The 14,946-nt window shown below is 45.5% G+C and carries 16 protein-coding genes and 2 tRNA genes; 16 read left to right on the top strand and 2 right to left on the bottom strand.

Features of this window, described 5'->3' with window-relative positions; translation table 11 throughout:
• Positions 1-56 precede the first annotated feature (56 nt).
• From FLB61_RS09180 to FLB61_RS09170, 3 genes are all read left to right on the top strand, one after another.
• Positions 57-383, top strand: a complete 327-nt coding sequence (locus tag FLB61_RS09180) for a hypothetical protein (RefSeq protein WP_221919951.1) — start codon at positions 57-59, stop codon at positions 381-383.
• Positions 384-508: 125 nt separating this feature from the next.
• A tRNA-Phe gene (locus FLB61_RS09175) sits at positions 509-581 on the top strand.
• A gap of 3 nt (positions 582-584) precedes the next feature.
• Positions 585-655 (top strand) — tRNA-Gly (locus tag FLB61_RS09170).
• A gap of 143 nt (positions 656-798) precedes the next feature.
• On the opposite strand, the gene FLB61_RS09165 is transcribed toward FLB61_RS09170, so the two are convergent.
• Positions 799-1,662: a methionyl aminopeptidase gene (locus FLB61_RS09165; RefSeq protein WP_087202880.1), complete on the bottom strand. Its 864-nt coding sequence runs from the start codon at positions 1,660-1,662 to the stop codon at positions 799-801.
• Between the two features lie 233 nt (positions 1,663-1,895).
• On the opposite strand from FLB61_RS09165, the gene FLB61_RS09160 reads away from it, so the two are divergent.
• From FLB61_RS09160 to FLB61_RS09125, 8 genes are all read left to right on the top strand, one after another.
• The gene (locus FLB61_RS09160) at positions 1,896-2,981 is read left to right on the top strand and encodes a 6-phosphofructokinase (protein ID WP_087212917.1); all 1,086 of its coding nucleotides are present in this window, start codon (positions 1,896-1,898) and stop codon (positions 2,979-2,981) included.
• A 25-nt stretch (positions 2,982-3,006) separates the two neighbouring features.
• Positions 3,007-4,581, top strand: coding sequence for a DNA polymerase III subunit gamma/tau (gene dnaX / locus FLB61_RS09155; protein WP_221919950.1), 1,575 nt, complete (start codon positions 3,007-3,009; stop codon positions 4,579-4,581).
• Positions 4,582-4,594: 13 nt separating this feature from the next.
• Positions 4,595-4,948, top strand: a complete 354-nt coding sequence (locus FLB61_RS09150; protein ID WP_087202877.1) for a YbaB/EbfC family nucleoid-associated protein — start codon at positions 4,595-4,597, stop codon at positions 4,946-4,948.
• Between the two features lie 17 nt (positions 4,949-4,965).
• A complete protein-coding gene (recR, locus tag FLB61_RS09145; protein ID WP_087202876.1) occupies positions 4,966-5,562 on the top strand; it encodes a recombination mediator RecR in 597 nt (198 codons plus the stop codon).
• Between the two features lie 41 nt (positions 5,563-5,603).
• A complete protein-coding gene (locus FLB61_RS09140; RefSeq protein WP_087202875.1) occupies positions 5,604-6,695 on the top strand; it encodes a LacI family DNA-binding transcriptional regulator in 1,092 nt (363 codons plus the stop codon).
• A gap of 265 nt (positions 6,696-6,960) precedes the next feature.
• Entirely contained in the window at positions 6,961-7,614 is a 654-nt protein-coding gene (gene fsa / locus FLB61_RS09135; protein WP_087212922.1) for a fructose-6-phosphate aldolase, read from the top strand.
• A gap of 61 nt (positions 7,615-7,675) precedes the next feature.
• Positions 7,676-8,512, top strand: a complete 837-nt coding sequence (locus FLB61_RS09130; protein WP_087202873.1) for a transketolase — start codon at positions 7,676-7,678, stop codon at positions 8,510-8,512.
• A complete protein-coding gene (locus FLB61_RS09125) occupies positions 8,500-9,444 on the top strand; it encodes a transketolase family protein (protein ID WP_087202872.1) in 945 nt (314 codons plus the stop codon). The genes FLB61_RS09130 and FLB61_RS09125 overlap by 13 nt, the downstream gene beginning before the upstream one ends.
• A gap of 130 nt (positions 9,445-9,574) precedes the next feature.
• On the opposite strand, the gene FLB61_RS09120 is transcribed toward FLB61_RS09125, so the two are convergent.
• The gene (locus FLB61_RS09120) at positions 9,575-10,204 is read right to left on the bottom strand and encodes a superoxide dismutase (protein ID WP_221919949.1); all 630 of its coding nucleotides are present in this window, start codon (positions 10,202-10,204) and stop codon (positions 9,575-9,577) included.
• A 236-nt stretch (positions 10,205-10,440) separates the two neighbouring features.
• Here FLB61_RS09120 and FLB61_RS09115 point away from each other — a divergent pair, with 236 nt between their 5' ends.
• The 5 genes from FLB61_RS09115 to FLB61_RS09095 all read left to right on the top strand — a co-directional run bounded on the left by FLB61_RS09115 (position 10,441) and on the right by FLB61_RS09095 (position 14,667).
• Entirely contained in the window at positions 10,441-10,776 is a 336-nt protein-coding gene (locus FLB61_RS09115; RefSeq protein ID WP_087202870.1) for a cyclic-di-AMP receptor, read from the top strand.
• 3 nt (positions 10,777-10,779) lie between these two features.
• On the top strand, positions 10,780-11,292 hold the full coding sequence (locus tag FLB61_RS09110; RefSeq protein ID WP_087202869.1) for an HD domain-containing protein: 513 nt from the start codon (positions 10,780-10,782) through the stop codon (positions 11,290-11,292).
• Between the two features lie 186 nt (positions 11,293-11,478).
• Positions 11,479-12,510, top strand: coding sequence for a LysM peptidoglycan-binding domain-containing protein (locus FLB61_RS09105; RefSeq protein ID WP_087202868.1), 1,032 nt, complete (start codon positions 11,479-11,481; stop codon positions 12,508-12,510).
• Positions 12,511-12,574: 64 nt separating this feature from the next.
• Positions 12,575-13,894, top strand: a complete 1,320-nt coding sequence (locus tag FLB61_RS09100; protein WP_087202867.1) for a DUF5711 family protein — start codon at positions 12,575-12,577, stop codon at positions 13,892-13,894.
• A gap of 8 nt (positions 13,895-13,902) precedes the next feature.
• Positions 13,903-14,667 carry a CvpA family protein gene (locus FLB61_RS09095; protein WP_221919948.1) on the top strand — a complete coding sequence of 255 codons (765 nt, stop codon included), beginning with the start codon at positions 13,903-13,905 and terminating at the stop codon, positions 14,665-14,667.
• Positions 14,668-14,946 lie beyond the last annotated feature (279 nt).

Below are 14,946 nucleotides of genomic sequence, written 5' to 3'. Positions count from 1 at the left end.
CGTTTCTGATACAATAGAAAGAGAATGATAGTCTGGAAACGGGCGGGTTGAAATTTATGAAGAAAAAACGCAGAAAACACAGAAGAAAGACAAAAAAATACTGGAAGGTTTTGTTCCTTGTGCCGATACTGATACTTGTCATGTATATCTTTATGCTGCCGGATGGCGCAGTGCGCTTTGCGATTTTAAGGTCCGGGCATCCCCTCTCGGCTTTTCAGACCGGTATCGTCGAGGCGCCGTATTCACAGGAGCTTGAAGATGGACAGATTGGATATGTGCTCACACAACCTCCTTATGACAGGGACAAAGGCGTGGAGATGCGAAACTGGGTCGTAAACCGGTACGGTATGATCTATGTGGCCGAATACAATGGAATTGATTGATTGGAGAAATCGGAAAAACGTACAAAATATAAAAAATAAAAAAATTTGAAATAATTGTTGACAAATGAAATATTCCGTAATATAATACAACATGTGCTCAGCGCACAGCAGTTAAATAGAGAGATGCCCAGATAGCTCAGTTGGTAGAGCAGAGGACTGAAAATCCTCGTGTCGCTGGTTCGATTCCGGCTTTGGGCATACGCGGGTGTAGTTCAATGGTAGAACACCAGCCTTCCAAGCTGGATACGTGGGTTCGATTCCCATCACCCGCTTTTTGTATGTCATGAAAAGCACTGCCTTTTACTTTGAAGGGCAGTGCTTTTTTCTGTAAAGGAAAACTTTTTGACTCGTTTTTTGTTATTTGAGAAAAGACCCGGCTTCATCAATGCAGCAGGGTCTTTAAATGAGCAACAGCCTATTTTGTCAGTACTTCGGCTCCGTCTTCCGTGATAAGCACCATATATTCTACCTGGGCGGAAAGTCCGTCGTCTTCTGTATATACTGTCCAGCCGTTATCTTCGTCGATAAAGAAATCCGGTCCCCCCTCATTGATCATCGGTTCGATCGTAAACATCATTCCAGGGACGAGGAGCATCTCACTTCCTTTTGGCGTTACGTAGCTGACCCACGGCTCTTCATGGAATTCCAGGCCGATTCCATGTCCTCCGATTTCCTCCACAACGGAATATCCATTTTCATTGGCGTGAGCCTGGATGGCGTGAGCGATATCTCCAAGGTGGTTCCACGGTTTTGCCTCCTTAAGTCCAAGTTCAACGCATTCTTTTGTGACGCGCACAAGTTTTGAAGCACGTTCACTGACTTCCCCAATGCAGAACATGCGGGACGCATCCGAAAAATATCCATCGAGGATGGTAGATACATCCACATTGACGATATCTCCTTCCTGAAGGATGATGGATTCATCAGGGATGCCATGACAGATCTCGTTGTTTATGGAAGTGCAGACGCTCTTTGGGAATCCCTGGTAGTTCAAAGGGGCAGGGATTCCGCCGTGCTGAGTTGTGAAGTCATATACGAGCCGGTCAATCTCCTCCGTACTCATTCCGGCATGGATATGTTTTTCTACATGATCAAGGACAGCTGTATTTAGTTTTGCACTCTCCCTGATCTTTTCGATCTGTTCCGGTGTTTTGATCATGCTGTGATCCGGTACAATCTCGCCATTCTCCGCGTGAAGGGCGATTTTTTCGTCCATCGCCATATGGCATTTTTTGTATTTTTTTCCGCTTCCGCACCAGCATGGTTCATTTCGTTCCATATGCAAAATCTCCTTTGTTGTGAATTTGTGTATCTCTGCTTTTCTGCCCGCAGGCAGTCTGTCTTTTTCTTGCCCACGGGATTATTTTGAATATATTCCTCCATTATTATATCGCATTTCGCGGTTGTTAGCACCCATAAAATAAGATATAATAAGAATATATGTTACGGTTCGGATACGGTGTGACACAGGGACGGACGGTAACTGCTAAAAAAAAGAAAGGATGTGAGCATATGCTGCGAATCGGAATGCTGACAAGCGGAGGCGACTGTCAGGCGTTAAATGCTGCAATGCGCGGGGTGGCAAAAGGGATTTTTTCAAAGGTAAAGGATGTAGAGATCTACGGTTTCAAAGATGGATATAAGGGACTGATCTACTCCGACTTCAAGATGATGACGGACAGGGATTTTTCGGGTATCCTTACGACCGGCGGCACGATCCTCGGAACATCACGTCAGCCATTTAAACTGATGAGGGAACCAGGAGAGGACGGGATTGATAAAGTAGAGGCGATGAAACATACTTATCATAAGCTCAACCTTGACTGTCTTGTAGTGCTGGGAGGAAATGGAACGCACAAGACAGCAAATCTTCTGCGGGAAGAGGGACTCAATGTTGTGACACTGCCGAAGACCATTGACAATGATCTCTGGGGAACAGACATGACATTCGGATTTCAGAGTGCGGTAGACATTGCGACAGATACGATCGATAAAATCCACACAACGGCTACTTCACACAGCAGAGTGTTCATCGTGGAAGTCATGGGCCATAAAGTGGGCTGGGTCACACTCCACGCAGGTATTGCAGGAGGGGCAGACATCGTTCTGCTTCCGGAGATCCCTTATGATCTGGATGTAGTTGTAAAATCAATCCAGAAAAGAGCGGATGCAGGAAAGCGTTTTACGATCATTGCTGTGGCAGAGGGGGCTATCACAAAAGAAGAAGCTGAAATGCCGAAGAAGAAACTGAAAGAACTTCAAGAAAAGAAGAAGAAAAAATATCCTTCTGTGGCATATGAACTGGCAGAAAAGATCCAGAATAAGTGTTCGCAGGAAGTTCGCATCACGGTTCCGGGGCATACGCAAAGAGGAGGTTCCCCGTGTCCGTACGACCGTGTCCTTTCTACGAGACTTGGAGCTGCAGCGGCGGAGATGATCCTGAAAAAGGAATTCGGTTACATGGTAGCGATCAGAGAGGATAAGATCTGTAAAGTGCCGCTCAAAGAGGTGGCGGGAAAACTTAAGACGGTAGACCCGAAAGCCGGCATTATCAAAGAAGCAAAAATGGTCGGCATCAGTTTCGGAGATGAAATGTAAAAGAAACAGACAAGGAGAATAAAGAATGTCTTATACTGCCTTATACAGAAAATTTCGTCCATCTGAATTTGAGGATGTCAAAGGACAAGACCACATTGTGACAACATTACAAAACCAGATCAAAGCAGGCAGGATCGGGCACGCGTATCTGTTCTGCGGAACGCGGGGCACGGGTAAGACGACAGTGGCAAAAATTTTTGCAAAAGCGGTAAACTGTGAGCACCCGGTCAACGGCAGTCCGTGCGGAGAATGCGATATGTGCAGGAATATCGGGGCAGGCACCTATATGAACGTAGTGGAGATCGATGCGGCGTCCAACAATGGTGTGGATAATATCCGCAGCATTCGCGAGGAAGTGGAATACCGCCCTGCACAGGGAAGATACAAAGTCTATATCATCGACGAGGTGCACATGCTTTCCATCGGGGCTTTCAACGCGCTTTTAAAAACGCTTGAGGAACCTCCGGAATATGTGATCTTTATTCTTGCGACGACAGAGGTGCACAAGATTCCTATTACGATTCTTTCGAGATGTCAGAGATACGATTTCCGAAGGATTACCATCGATACGATCTCGGACAGGCTAAGAGAGCTGATGGAGAAAGAACAGGTAGAAGTGGAAGAAAGGGCGATCCGGTATGTAGCTAAGGCGGCTGACGGATCTATGCGTGATGCATTGAGTCTCCTCGATCAGTGCATTGCATTCCATATTGGAGAAAAACTCACATACGATATGGTGCTGGATGTTCTTGGGGCTGTGGATACGGATGTTTACAGCGCACTGCTGAGAAAGATTCTGGATCGGGATGTGAAGGCGGTAATGGAGGCGGTCAATGACCTTGTGATGCAGGGAAAAGAGCTGTCTCAGTTATCCGCAGATTTCACATGGTATTTAAGGAACTTGCTATTAGTAAAGAGTTCTGATAATATGGAGGATGTGCTTGATGTCTCTACGGAGAATCTGGCACAGTTGAAAGAAGAAGCACAAAGGATTGACAATGATGCGCTGATCCGCTATATCCGGATCTTTTCAGATCTGAGCGGGCAGCTGAAATATGCGACACAGAAAAGAGTGCTTTTGGAAGTGGCGCTCATCAAACTCTGTAAACCACAGATGGAGACGAGAAACGATACGCTTCTTGACCGGATACGGGCTCTGGAAGAAAAAGTGGCAAAAGGGATTCCGGTACAACGGGAAGTTGTCTCACGTGAAGACGGAGGCGTGAAAAGGGAGTTTGCGCAAACAGAGATGGCGGCGAAGCCTGAGCTCCCAAAGGCGCTCCCGGAAGAAGTGACCGAAGTGGCAAAGAATTTCCGGATGATTGCAAACGAGGCGTCCGGCATGTTAAAGACATACTTAAAGCAGGCGAGGTTAAGCGTCGGAAATCAGGGACAGCTCCAGATCATCCTTCCGGATGATCTGGGGGCAAGTGTCGTAGGGACAGAGGATCACAAGAAGGAAATACGTGATCTGATCGCTCAGCGGACCGGAAGACAGATAGAGATTGAAGTCGGAAAAGTGGAGCAGGGGCGCAGATTTGAAGAAAGTTTTGTGGATTTGGAACAACTTATCCATATGGATATCACAGTAGAAGAATAAGGAGGAACCGATCATGGCAAGAAGAGGAGGTTTTCCGGGCGGTGGAATGCCGGGGAATATGGCAAATCTGATGAAGCAGGCGCAGAAGATGCAGCGTCAGATGGAAGAACAGGCAAAAGAGATGGAGACGAAAGAATTTTCCGCTACAGCAGGAGGCGGTGCGGTAAAAGTGACAGTTTCCGGTAAAAGAGAGATCTTGAAAGTAGAACTTCAGGAAGAAGTTGTTGATCCGGACGATATCGAGATGCTTCAGGATCTGATCGTTGCGGCGGTAAATGAGGCGCTCCGCCAGGTGGATGAAGCCAACACATCCGCCATGAGCAAGCTGACAGGCGGTATGGGCGGTGGCATTCCGGGAATGTTCTAGATCAAGAGGAATGGGAAATGGAATATTACAGCAACCAGATCAGCCGTCTGATCGAGGAACTTTCAAGACTTCCGGGTATCGGAGCAAAATCGGCGCAGCGTCTTGCCTTCCATATCATCCATATGCCGAAAGAGCAGGTAGAAGAGTTTGCCAGGACGATGGTGGATGCAAGAAATAACGTGCGGTACTGTAAAGAATGCTGTACGCTGACTGATGATGAACTCTGTCCTATCTGCCGCAACGAAAACAGGGATCACAGGACGATCATGGTCGTGGAGACCCCGAGAGACCTGGCGGCCTATGAAAAAACAGGAAAGTACGAAGGAGTGTATCATGTACTTCACGGGGCGATTTCGCCGATGCTTGGAATTGGTCCTGGAGACATTCGGCTCAAAGAGCTGATGATGCGGCTTGAAGGCGATGTGGATGAAGTGATCATCGCAACCAATTCCACGCTGGAAGGGGAGACGACGGCTATGTATATCAGCAAGCTCATCAAGCCTGTCGGCATCAAGGTAAGCCGGATTGCCAGCGGGGTGCCGGTCGGCGGAGACCTGGAATACATTGACGAAGTGACGCTTCTGAGAGCCTTGGAGGGAAGGACGGAGCTTTAAAAAGAGGGAGGAGTCTCCCTCCGTTTTGTTGTAAAGGAAAAATGAAGAAGAAAAAAGTGACATCGACAGACATTGCCCGGGCGGCGGGTGTGTCTCAGTCCGCGGTCTCCATGATCCTCAATCAAAAATACAATGTCTCCTTCTCAAAAGAGACGGTTGAAAAAGTGGAGCGGGCAGCAAAAGAAATGAATTATCAGCCGCCAAAGAGGAAGATCAAAAAAGAAAACCGGCGGGAGAAACTTTTGGTCGTATTCTGCTCTAACTTGACAAACCCTTACTACGTAATGCTCCTGCAGGGTATCGAGTCCAGGGCGAAGGAGGCAGGGTACGGACTGTTTATCTGCAATACCCAGCGTGATCTGAAGATGGAGGAGCGGTATCTGAGAATGATGCCCGAGATTTCGCCTCTTGGAATCATTTATACGTGCAATCCGAGCCGATGCTATATGGATACCATCGAAAAGCTTTCGGAGAAGATCCCGATTGTGATCGTGAACAATCAAAATGAACAGCTCAACGTGGATGCAGTAGAACTTGACAACTCGAAGCTGGGGCGTTTGATGGCCAGACATCTGCTGGAGCTTGGGCACCGGGATGTCGCTTATATCGCTCCGCCTCTTACCATCCGTCAGAAACAGCGTTCCAAGCGGGTCGAAGGTTTCCTGAAGGAATTCGATAAGCAGGGATTGAAAGATCGGGTTATCATCAAGGCGGCTGGAGAAGAAATGGATCAAAATGTCCCGAATATCGACTCGGAATATAAGATCGGGTACGATCTCACAAAAGAGCTGCTGGCGGAAAAGCGAGATGTGACAGCTATCGTGGGACTCAATGATATGATCGCGTTCGGGATATTGGATGCTCTTCATGATGAAAAGTATAAGGTGCCGGGCGATATTTCGGTCATGGGCTGCGATAATACATTGTTTGCGCGGATTCACAAAGTATCTTTGACGACGATCGAGCATTTCGTTGTCTTTAAAGGCCGGGACGCATGCGACATCATTATGAAGAAGATTACTACGCAGAATGCCGGATACTCGGAAATCGAGCCTGTCAGCACGTACCATGTCGAGTATGAGCCAAGGTTGATCGTGCGCGGAACTACTTCCTACCCGAAAAAAATAAATTAATGGTTTGGAGAAAAATATTAATAATAAATTGTGTTTTATATGACAAAGAGATACGTTAAAAATCGGGAAAGATGTTGTAAAAATAGTTATTTTTTCACAAAACAGAGACAAGAATAGTGATGATTTGTATTCTCCGAATTGATAATATATTGTTTTATTAATTAATATTTTTATTAATAAAAAACGCGGCGGTTGACCTTGTCATTTTCAGGTTTTATAATAAGAATTAAGAAACAGCGAGTACAAATTCAAGGAGGAACCTGAGATGAAATTTTTTATTGACACAGCGAACGTAGACGATATCAGAAAAGCAAATGACATGGGAGTGATCTGCGGAGTGACGACTAACCCGTCACTGATTGCAAAAGAAGGGCGTGACTTCAACGAAGTGATCAAAGAGATCGCATCCATCGTGGACGGACCGATCAGCGGCGAAGTAAAAGCGACGACGACAGATGCGGAAGGAATGATCGCAGAGGGACGTGAGATTGCCAAGATCCATCCGAACATGGTCGTAAAAATCCCGATGACAGCAGAGGGACTGAAAGCGGTAAAAGTGCTCTCAGCAGAAGGGATTAAGACAAATGTGACACTGATCTTTACTGCAAATCAGGCGCTTCTTGCGGCAAGGGCAGGGGCGACCTATGTATCTCCGTTTGTCGGACGTCTGGATGATATCTCTGTGAGAGGAACAGAGCTGATCGAGGAGATCGCGGAAATGTTTGCAGTGGCAGGAATCGAAACACAGATCATCGCAGCCAGCATCCGCAATCCGATCCACATCACAGAATGTGCTCTGGCAGGCGCTGATATCGCAACTGTACCGTATAAAGTAATCGAACAGATGACACATCATCCGCTCACAGATGCAGGAATCGCCAAATTCCAGGCAGATTATAAAGCAGTATTCGGAGAATAGGTATAGGGGTACAGCTCCCTGTGCCGGAAAACAAAACATAGAACAACCAGGAGGAATTGTCATGGACAATTTAGAATTACAGAAAATTGCCAATGAAGTCCGCAAAGGGATTGTGACTGCAGTTTATCATGCAAAGTCCGGTCACCCAGGCGGATCCTTATCTGCGGCAGACATTTACACATATCTTTACTTTGAAGAAATGAATATCGATCCGGAAGATCCGAAAAAAGCAGACCGCGACCGGCTGGTCGTTTCCAAAGGACATACATCTCCGGGATACTACTCTGCGCTTGCAAACAGAGGATTTTTCCCGGTAGAAGACTTGAAAACATTCCGCCATGTAGGTTCCTATCTCCAGGGACATCCGGATATGAAACATATCCCGGGAGTGGACATGTCAAGCGGATCTCTGGGACAGGGCATCTCAGCAGCAGTGGGAATGGCCGTTTCCGCAAAACTTTCCGGGGATGACTACCGCGTGTACACGCTGGTAGGAGACGGAGAAATCCAGGAAGGACAGGTGTGGGAAGCAGCCATGCTTGCAGCACACAGAAAACTTGACAATCTTGTTGTCATCGTGGACAATAACAACCTGCAGATCGACGGACCGATTGATGAAGTAAATTCACCGTATCCGATCGACAAGAAGTTCGAAGCCTTCAATTTCCATGTGATCAATGTGGATGGACACGATTTTGATTCTCTGAGGGCAGCATTTAAAGAAGCAAGAGAGACAAAGGGTGTACCGACAGCCATTATCGCAAAGACAGTGAAAGGAAAAGGAGTTTCCTTTATGGAAAATCAGGCTTCCTGGCACGGAACAGCTCCGAATGAAGAACAGTACAAAGTTGCAATGGAAGATTTAGAGAAAGCAGGTGAAGCATTATGTCAGAAGTAAAGAAGATCGCAACAAGGGAAAGCTACGGTAATGCTTTAGTAGAACTTGGAAAAGAACATGATGACGTCATCGTTCTCGACGCAGACCTTGCCGGAGCAACAAAAACAGGAACATTTAAGAAGGCGTTTCCGGAACGCCATATCGACTGCGGTATTGCAGAAGGAAATATGATGGGTGTGGCAGCAGGGCTCGCAGCTACAGGAAAGGTGCCTTTTGCAAGTTCCTTTGCGATGTTTGCAGCGGGACGTGCTTTTGAACAGGTAAGAAACTCCATCGGATATCCGAAATTAAATGTAAAAATCGGTGCGACCCACGCGGGAATTTCTGTAGGAGAAGACGGAGCTACACATCAGTGTAACGAAGATATCGCTCTCATGCGTACGATACCGGGTATGGTTGTCCTGAATCCGTCTGATGATATTGAAGCGAAAGCAGCTGTGAAGGCAGCTTACGAACATGTAGGACCGGTTTATATCCGTTTTGGACGTCTGGCAGTTCCGGTTATCAACGACACGCCGGATTATCAGTTTGAGATTGGAAAAGCAATCACACTCAGAGAAGGTACAGATGTGACGATCATCGCTACAGGGCTGGAAGTAAATGAATCTCTCGTGGCAGCTCAGAAGCTGGCAGAAGAAGGGATCAGCGCCGAAGTGATCAATATGCATACGATCAAACCACTTGACGAAGAAGCTGTGCTGAAGGCAGCGGAAAAGACAGGAAAGATCGTTACTGTAGAAGAACACTCCGTTATCGGAGGACTTGGAAGCGCTGTATGTGACGTTGTGGCACAGAAAGCATGCGCGAGAGTAATGAAGATCGGTGTCAACGATACATTTGGAGAATCCGGACCGGCAGTAGAATTGATCAAGAAGTACGAGCTGGATGGCGAAAGTATCTATAAGAAAGTCAAAGGATTCCTTGGAAAATAGAAAAAACTGCAGATGACAGGCAGATGCAGCCGTATCGGGGAAAGAAGAACAATTTTCCCGGTACGGCTTTTGCGTTCATATGGTCAGCAGATTTTCCTGAAAGACAGGTTGGTGCTGTGGGGATGGGCTGTCAGGACGCGGAGGGAATCATCGACTGTGCGATTTTTTTCTCCACCTCTGCCCAGTTGATCACGTGGAACCAGTTGTTGATATAGTCTCCGCGCAGATTTTTGTATTTCAGATAGTAGGCATGCTCCCAGACGTCCAGAGGAAGAATTGGCTGATAGCCGTAAGAGAGGGGGTTATCCTGATTTGGCAGAGCCAGGACTTGCAGATTATTATCCTGATCAGTCACAAGCCAGGCAAATCCCGAGCCAAGCTGTCCAAGGGCCGCTGTTTTCATCTCAGACCAGAATTCTTCCCCGTCATCATAGAAGTCCAGGATAGAAGGGGCTATTTTTTGTCCGGGCGGCGCCATAAGATCGAAATAGAGATCGTGGTTATACACTCCGCCCCCGTTATTTCGGACGGCAGTCTGAAGCTCTGGGGGCAGCCTGTCAAGTTCGGTCAAAAGCTGAGTCAGTGTGTGCGACTGATATTCCGGATAATCTTTGAGAGCCGTATTCAGGTTGTCAATGTATGTCTGGAAATGTTTGTCGTGATGAAAATGCATTGTCTCCGCATCGATATATGGCTCCAGAGCATCGTATGAATAAGGGAGCGGCGGAAGGGAAAAAGGGTATGTAAGCTCTGTTATCATGTTTTGCAGCCTCCTGATCCTGCGGCTGGCTGCTCTGAAATCAGTACAGCCAGACTCACTGTATTCTTATATTGAAATATAGTCCTGTGCCTAGAAAGAAATGACAACATTTTTTATGGAAGTCTCCAGTAGAGATTTTGGAAAAGATTTTGAATAAATTATCAGAAAACGTGTGCATCAGCGCGGGAAATTGTGATATAATTCCAGTAAGCAAAATAGTGAAAGGGGAATGTATTATGAAACTGATTTTTGCGGTTGTACACGATGATGATACAAATAAAGCGGTACGGCGTCTGAACGAGAAGAAATTCCGTGTGACGAAACTCTCAAGTTCCGGTGGTTTCCTCAAGAGAGGAAATACCACGCTCATGCTTGGTGTAGAGGATGAACAGGTAGACGAAGTCTTCAAGATATTGGAAAAAGAATGTGCAAAGAGAAAACAGGTTGAAGTGACGACGCCGTATCCTCAGGGCGATCTCTCCATGATAAGCTATTCCTATATACCGATCACGGTAGAAGTAGGAGGTGCCACTGTCTTTGTTCTTGATGTGGAACAGTTCCGGAGGATATAGGAGATGCTCTGGTTCCGAGATACGGAAAGCCGCCTCAACGACAGAAAAGAAAAGTACAGGAGAGACTGGCGGGAAGACTTTTACGACTGTGTAAAAGAGCTGGCGGAACATCCGGTAGTCCTGCGTATGAAGCTGTATCCGCATCACGGTGCGTCAAACTGCTATCAGCATTGCCTGAATGTGGCGTTTTATAATTACTGTTGGTGCAGGTTTTTTCATCTGGATGCAAGATCAGCCGCAAGAGGAGGTATGCTTCACGATCTCTTCCTTTATGACTGGCACACACACAGAAGAAAAACGGGGGATTGTTTGCACGGAATTACACATCCCCGGGCCGCCTACAAAAATGCAGTCAAATTTTTTGAACTCAACAGGATAGAAAAAGATATTATCCTGACCCATATGTGGCCGCTCACATTTTTTCGTTTTCCGAGGACGAAAGAAGGATGGATCACTGTCCTGACGGATAAATACTGCGGAAGTCTGGAGACAGGAAAAAGAAAGACTGTAAATTGACAAAAACCGATTCGGAAAAACAAAAAAACAAAAAAGAATGAAAAGACTTGCAAAAAAGTGGGCAGGTCTTTTCTTTTTTGCAGTTATTCTGTCGTTTTTTTCTTTGGTACAGCTGACATGAAGCGATAAAATCGGCGCCTGGCCTATGCTATGATGAGAAAAAATATGAATATGAGGTGAGAATATATGGAAAAACAGTTTCCAAAAAACGTACGTCAGATAGGAAATGTGTCCGACAGCCCCAAAATCTATGTAGAGGACTACGTTGATACATTTTTAAACCAGCTTTGCGACAAGACAGAAGAAGAACCTCAGGGAGCATTTCTCATAGGGGAAAAAGGGATGACAGACGGGCAGGACTGTGTATACATATCGGGAGCGCTTAAGATATCGGATATAAAAAGAGAAGGAAATAAAGTGGATCTGCCGGAAGAAACAATGGAAAAAGCGATGAAAGAGTGCAAAGAATATTTTGGAAATAAGGCCCTTCTTGGTTGGTGCCTTATTTTTCCGGGACATGCTATGGCTGTCGATGAACAGATGGCTTCTGTTCATGAAAAACAATTTCCGGAGGAAAATAGTATTTTTGTGATAAAAGATCCCAAGGAAAAAGAAGAACTGTTTTTTGCATACAAATATAAAGATCTGATGCAGATCAACGGGCATTACGTATATTATGAGAAAAATCCAGATATGCAAAATTATATGATCTCCACAAGAAAGGAAAATAAAGTGACTCCCAGTGAACCTGTTGCAGATCGAGCTGCGAAGGATTTTCGCAACCTTGTAAGGGAAAAGCTGGAAAAGTCTGATCAAAAGCAGAACAATAAAGTGCTGTATGCGGCCAGCACACTCCTCCTTGTTGTAATACTGGTCATCGGAGTAACGATGGTAAACAATTACGATAAGATCAAGGCAGTCCAGACATCGATCGAAAAACTTTCCGCATCCGTGGCAGGCGAAGGCACGACGAAGACGGATGAAAAGGTAACAGCAGGGGAAGAAAAGAACTCAGTCAATGAGGAAGATATCCAGGAAGCCGTCGGAAATGCCTATGATGCAGAAGAAGGTATCTACACTGTGCAGAAAGGAGATACTTTGGCAAGCATCAGCAAAAAGATATACGGGGATCTTTCACAGGTAAATGCTATTAAAAAGATGAATGGGCTCTCGAACGGCAATCTGATCTACATTGGGCAAAAATTATTGTTGCCATAGGAAAAAGTATGTTATGATAATGTGAAACAGAACAGTATAAATAAAATACAAAGGGGAAAGCAATATGAAGGACGAAAAAAAGAAAAGATTTCACATTGCGAAGAAAAAAGATATCCCGGATCTTACAAAGCCCGGAGTAGCACTGGAGATCCGGAAAAAGGGCAAAAAAGACAGTGATATGCCCCCAAAGGAACCAGAGATCAAGAACGACACAGTCTTCTCGTGGGATATCAAAGCTTCAGATGGGAAGAAAACAAATACGGAAAAGAAAAGGAAGATCCAAAACAAGACGATACGCAAATGGGTTATCGTAAGCGTGTGTGCAGCTGCAGCTTTGGCTGCATATCTTACCATCACACTGCAGACGTATACGGACGTATCGGTAATCAGCCAGGAACAGGAGGCCGGCACTGGGAGGAGCAGTTACGCAAGGTTTGACGAGAATATCCTCCGCTGCAGCAGAGACGGAGTGGTTTTGTTTGATACAGACGGGAAAGAATTGTGGAAAGAAGACTGCCAGATACAAAATCCAGTCGTGGAAGTAAACAAAGAATCGGCGGTGGTAACGGATAGTGGAGGAAACAGCATCTTGATATTTGGCAAAAAAGGCTTGAAAGGGGAGGTTCAGACCGAATTGCCGATCGAGAGGGTGGCAGTTTCTGAAAAAGGGATCACGGCAGTGATACTGAAAGAAGGAAATACCCCATCTATCCAGTGTTATGATGCGGCAGGAAACCTGCTTCTGGAATATAAAGTATCTGCTGTAGAGCAGGGATATCCGGTAGATCTTGCGTTATCTCCGGATGGAACAACACTGCTCGTCTCTTATGTTTCTATAAAAGACGGGAACCCGGACACCGAGCTGGTTTACTATGACTTCGGAAACAAAGATGAAGATGGGAAATACCGTGTAGGCGGCAAAACATATGAGGATACAGTTATGCCGAGCGTATATTTCGTATCCGATGAAAAGTCTGTGGCGGTAGGCGATGGCGGCTTTGTTTTATATAATGGAACCAAACCAAAAGAAAAGGAGTATGTAAAAATTTCCAAAGAAATCAAAAGCATCTGCTATGACAAGGAATACCTTGGCATCATATTAAAAAATACAGATAAAGCCGGATACGAGCTGAAACTGTTTGATTATGACGGAAAAGAAGTTATATCTAAAGACTTTGAAGGCGATTACAGCAAAGTAAAAATAGAAAAAGGACAAGTATTGATGTATGACGGAGAAAAATGCAGTATATATACCGACAGCGGAGTTCATCGGTTCGATGGAAAGATGGGTACAAATATCAAGGACATTTTTCCGTTAAAAGGGATCAATAAATATTTGGTAGTAGATGCAAATGGAACAAAAACAGTACGACTGACAAAATAGGAGAGTATATGAATTGGATTTTATATATAACAATCGGGATCCTGTTGATCGGAGCAGTTGCAGGATATGTAAGGGGAGCCGTAAGGATTGCTGTTTCGCTAGCGGCTACTGTTTTCACACTGATTCTCGTAGTCTTTCTGACGCCGTATGTAAGCGATGGGATCGCCACATATACAAAACTGGATGATTGGATCGAAGAGAAATGCGAGACAGCAATGACAGAACAGCTGACGGAATCATGGGAAGAAGTGGCGGGCGATATACCGATGCCGGACGGAAATACACAGCAAATACAGGAGCAGCTGCAGAATATAGAGATTCCAAGGAATGTACAGACGCAGATCATCGAAAATGCGGATATTCCTGCTGTGTTTAAAGAATTTCTTCAGGATAACAACAATAAAGAAGCGTATTCGCTGATGGGAGCAGACAGCTTTGCGGATTATATTGCAAAAGGGGCTGCAAAACTGATCATAAACATCATTTCGGCAGTTCTGATCTTTCTGTCGACCTCACTGCTGATCAGAATACTGCTGTATGTGTTTGATGTTATCGCAATGCTGCCGATCATAGGAGGGCTCAACAGGCTTGCAGGGGCAGCTCTTGGGCTCATGATTGCGCTTACAGTTGTGTGGATCTTTTTTCTGATTGTGACGTTGCTGTATGCCACGGACATAGGAAAAGACATGCTTCGAATGATACAGGAAAATCCGTTCCTGAGTTTTCTATATAAGAACAACTATATATGGAATGTAGTGACAGGGCTCCGCTAACCGGCGAAGCTCTGTTTTATTGTATATTGTCTGTCCACGCTACGATTATATGGGCATTCCGGGTGCGCATAATATCGCAAAAACAGGGAATATTATAGGAAGATAAGAAAAAATAAAAAAAATGAAAAAAAGGTGTTGACATTTATAAGGAGGGATGATAAGATATAACACGTTCCGCTGATAAACACCGCGGGACAAACCGCTAAGTACCGGGCTTCCCGGGAATGTTCCCATTCCTCTGGTTCAGAGAGAACGGGAAAGATGCTTCGAAAAAAGTCG

The sequence above is a fragment of the Sellimonas caecigallum genome (assembly GCF_019754295.1).
In the GTDB taxonomy this organism is placed as follows: domain Bacteria; phylum Bacillota; class Clostridia; order Lachnospirales; family Lachnospiraceae; genus Sellimonas; species Sellimonas caecigallum.
This window is presented reverse-complemented; position numbering and strand designations above follow the sequence as displayed.

Coding starts and splice junctions, on each gene's coding strand:
- FLB61_RS09150 (WP_087202877.1), top strand. CDS start 4,595: ATGGCAAGAAGAGGAGGTTTTCCGGGCGGTGGAATGCCGGGGAATATG.
- recR (WP_087202876.1), top strand. CDS start 4,966: ATGGAATATTACAGCAACCAGATCAGCCGTCTGATCGAGGAACTTTCA.
- FLB61_RS09120 (WP_221919949.1), bottom strand. CDS start 10,204: ATGATAACAGAGCTTACATACCCTTTTTCCCTTCCGCCGCTCCCTTAT.
- FLB61_RS09095 (WP_221919948.1), top strand. CDS start 13,903: ATGAATTGGATTTTATATATAACAATCGGGATCCTGTTGATCGGAGCA.
- FLB61_RS09100 (WP_087202867.1), top strand. CDS start 12,575: ATGAAGGACGAAAAAAAGAAAAGATTTCACATTGCGAAGAAAAAAGAT.
- FLB61_RS09180 (WP_221919951.1), top strand. CDS start 57: ATGAAGAAAAAACGCAGAAAACACAGAAGAAAGACAAAAAAATACTGG.
- FLB61_RS09110 (WP_087202869.1), top strand. CDS start 10,780: ATGCTCTGGTTCCGAGATACGGAAAGCCGCCTCAACGACAGAAAAGAA.
- FLB61_RS09130 (WP_087202873.1), top strand. CDS start 7,676: ATGGACAATTTAGAATTACAGAAAATTGCCAATGAAGTCCGCAAAGGG.
- FLB61_RS09160 (WP_087212917.1), top strand. CDS start 1,896: ATGCTGCGAATCGGAATGCTGACAAGCGGAGGCGACTGTCAGGCGTTA.
- FLB61_RS09105 (WP_087202868.1), top strand. CDS start 11,479: ATGGAAAAACAGTTTCCAAAAAACGTACGTCAGATAGGAAATGTGTCC.
- fsa (WP_087212922.1), top strand. CDS start 6,961: ATGAAATTTTTTATTGACACAGCGAACGTAGACGATATCAGAAAAGCA.
- FLB61_RS09165 (WP_087202880.1), bottom strand. CDS start 1,662: ATGGAACGAAATGAACCATGCTGGTGCGGAAGCGGAAAAAAATACAAA.
- dnaX (WP_221919950.1), top strand. CDS start 3,007: ATGTCTTATACTGCCTTATACAGAAAATTTCGTCCATCTGAATTTGAG.
- FLB61_RS09140 (WP_087202875.1), top strand. CDS start 5,604: ATGAAGAAGAAAAAAGTGACATCGACAGACATTGCCCGGGCGGCGGGT.
- FLB61_RS09125 (WP_087202872.1), top strand. CDS start 8,500: ATGTCAGAAGTAAAGAAGATCGCAACAAGGGAAAGCTACGGTAATGCT.
- FLB61_RS09115 (WP_087202870.1), top strand. CDS start 10,441: ATGAAACTGATTTTTGCGGTTGTACACGATGATGATACAAATAAAGCG.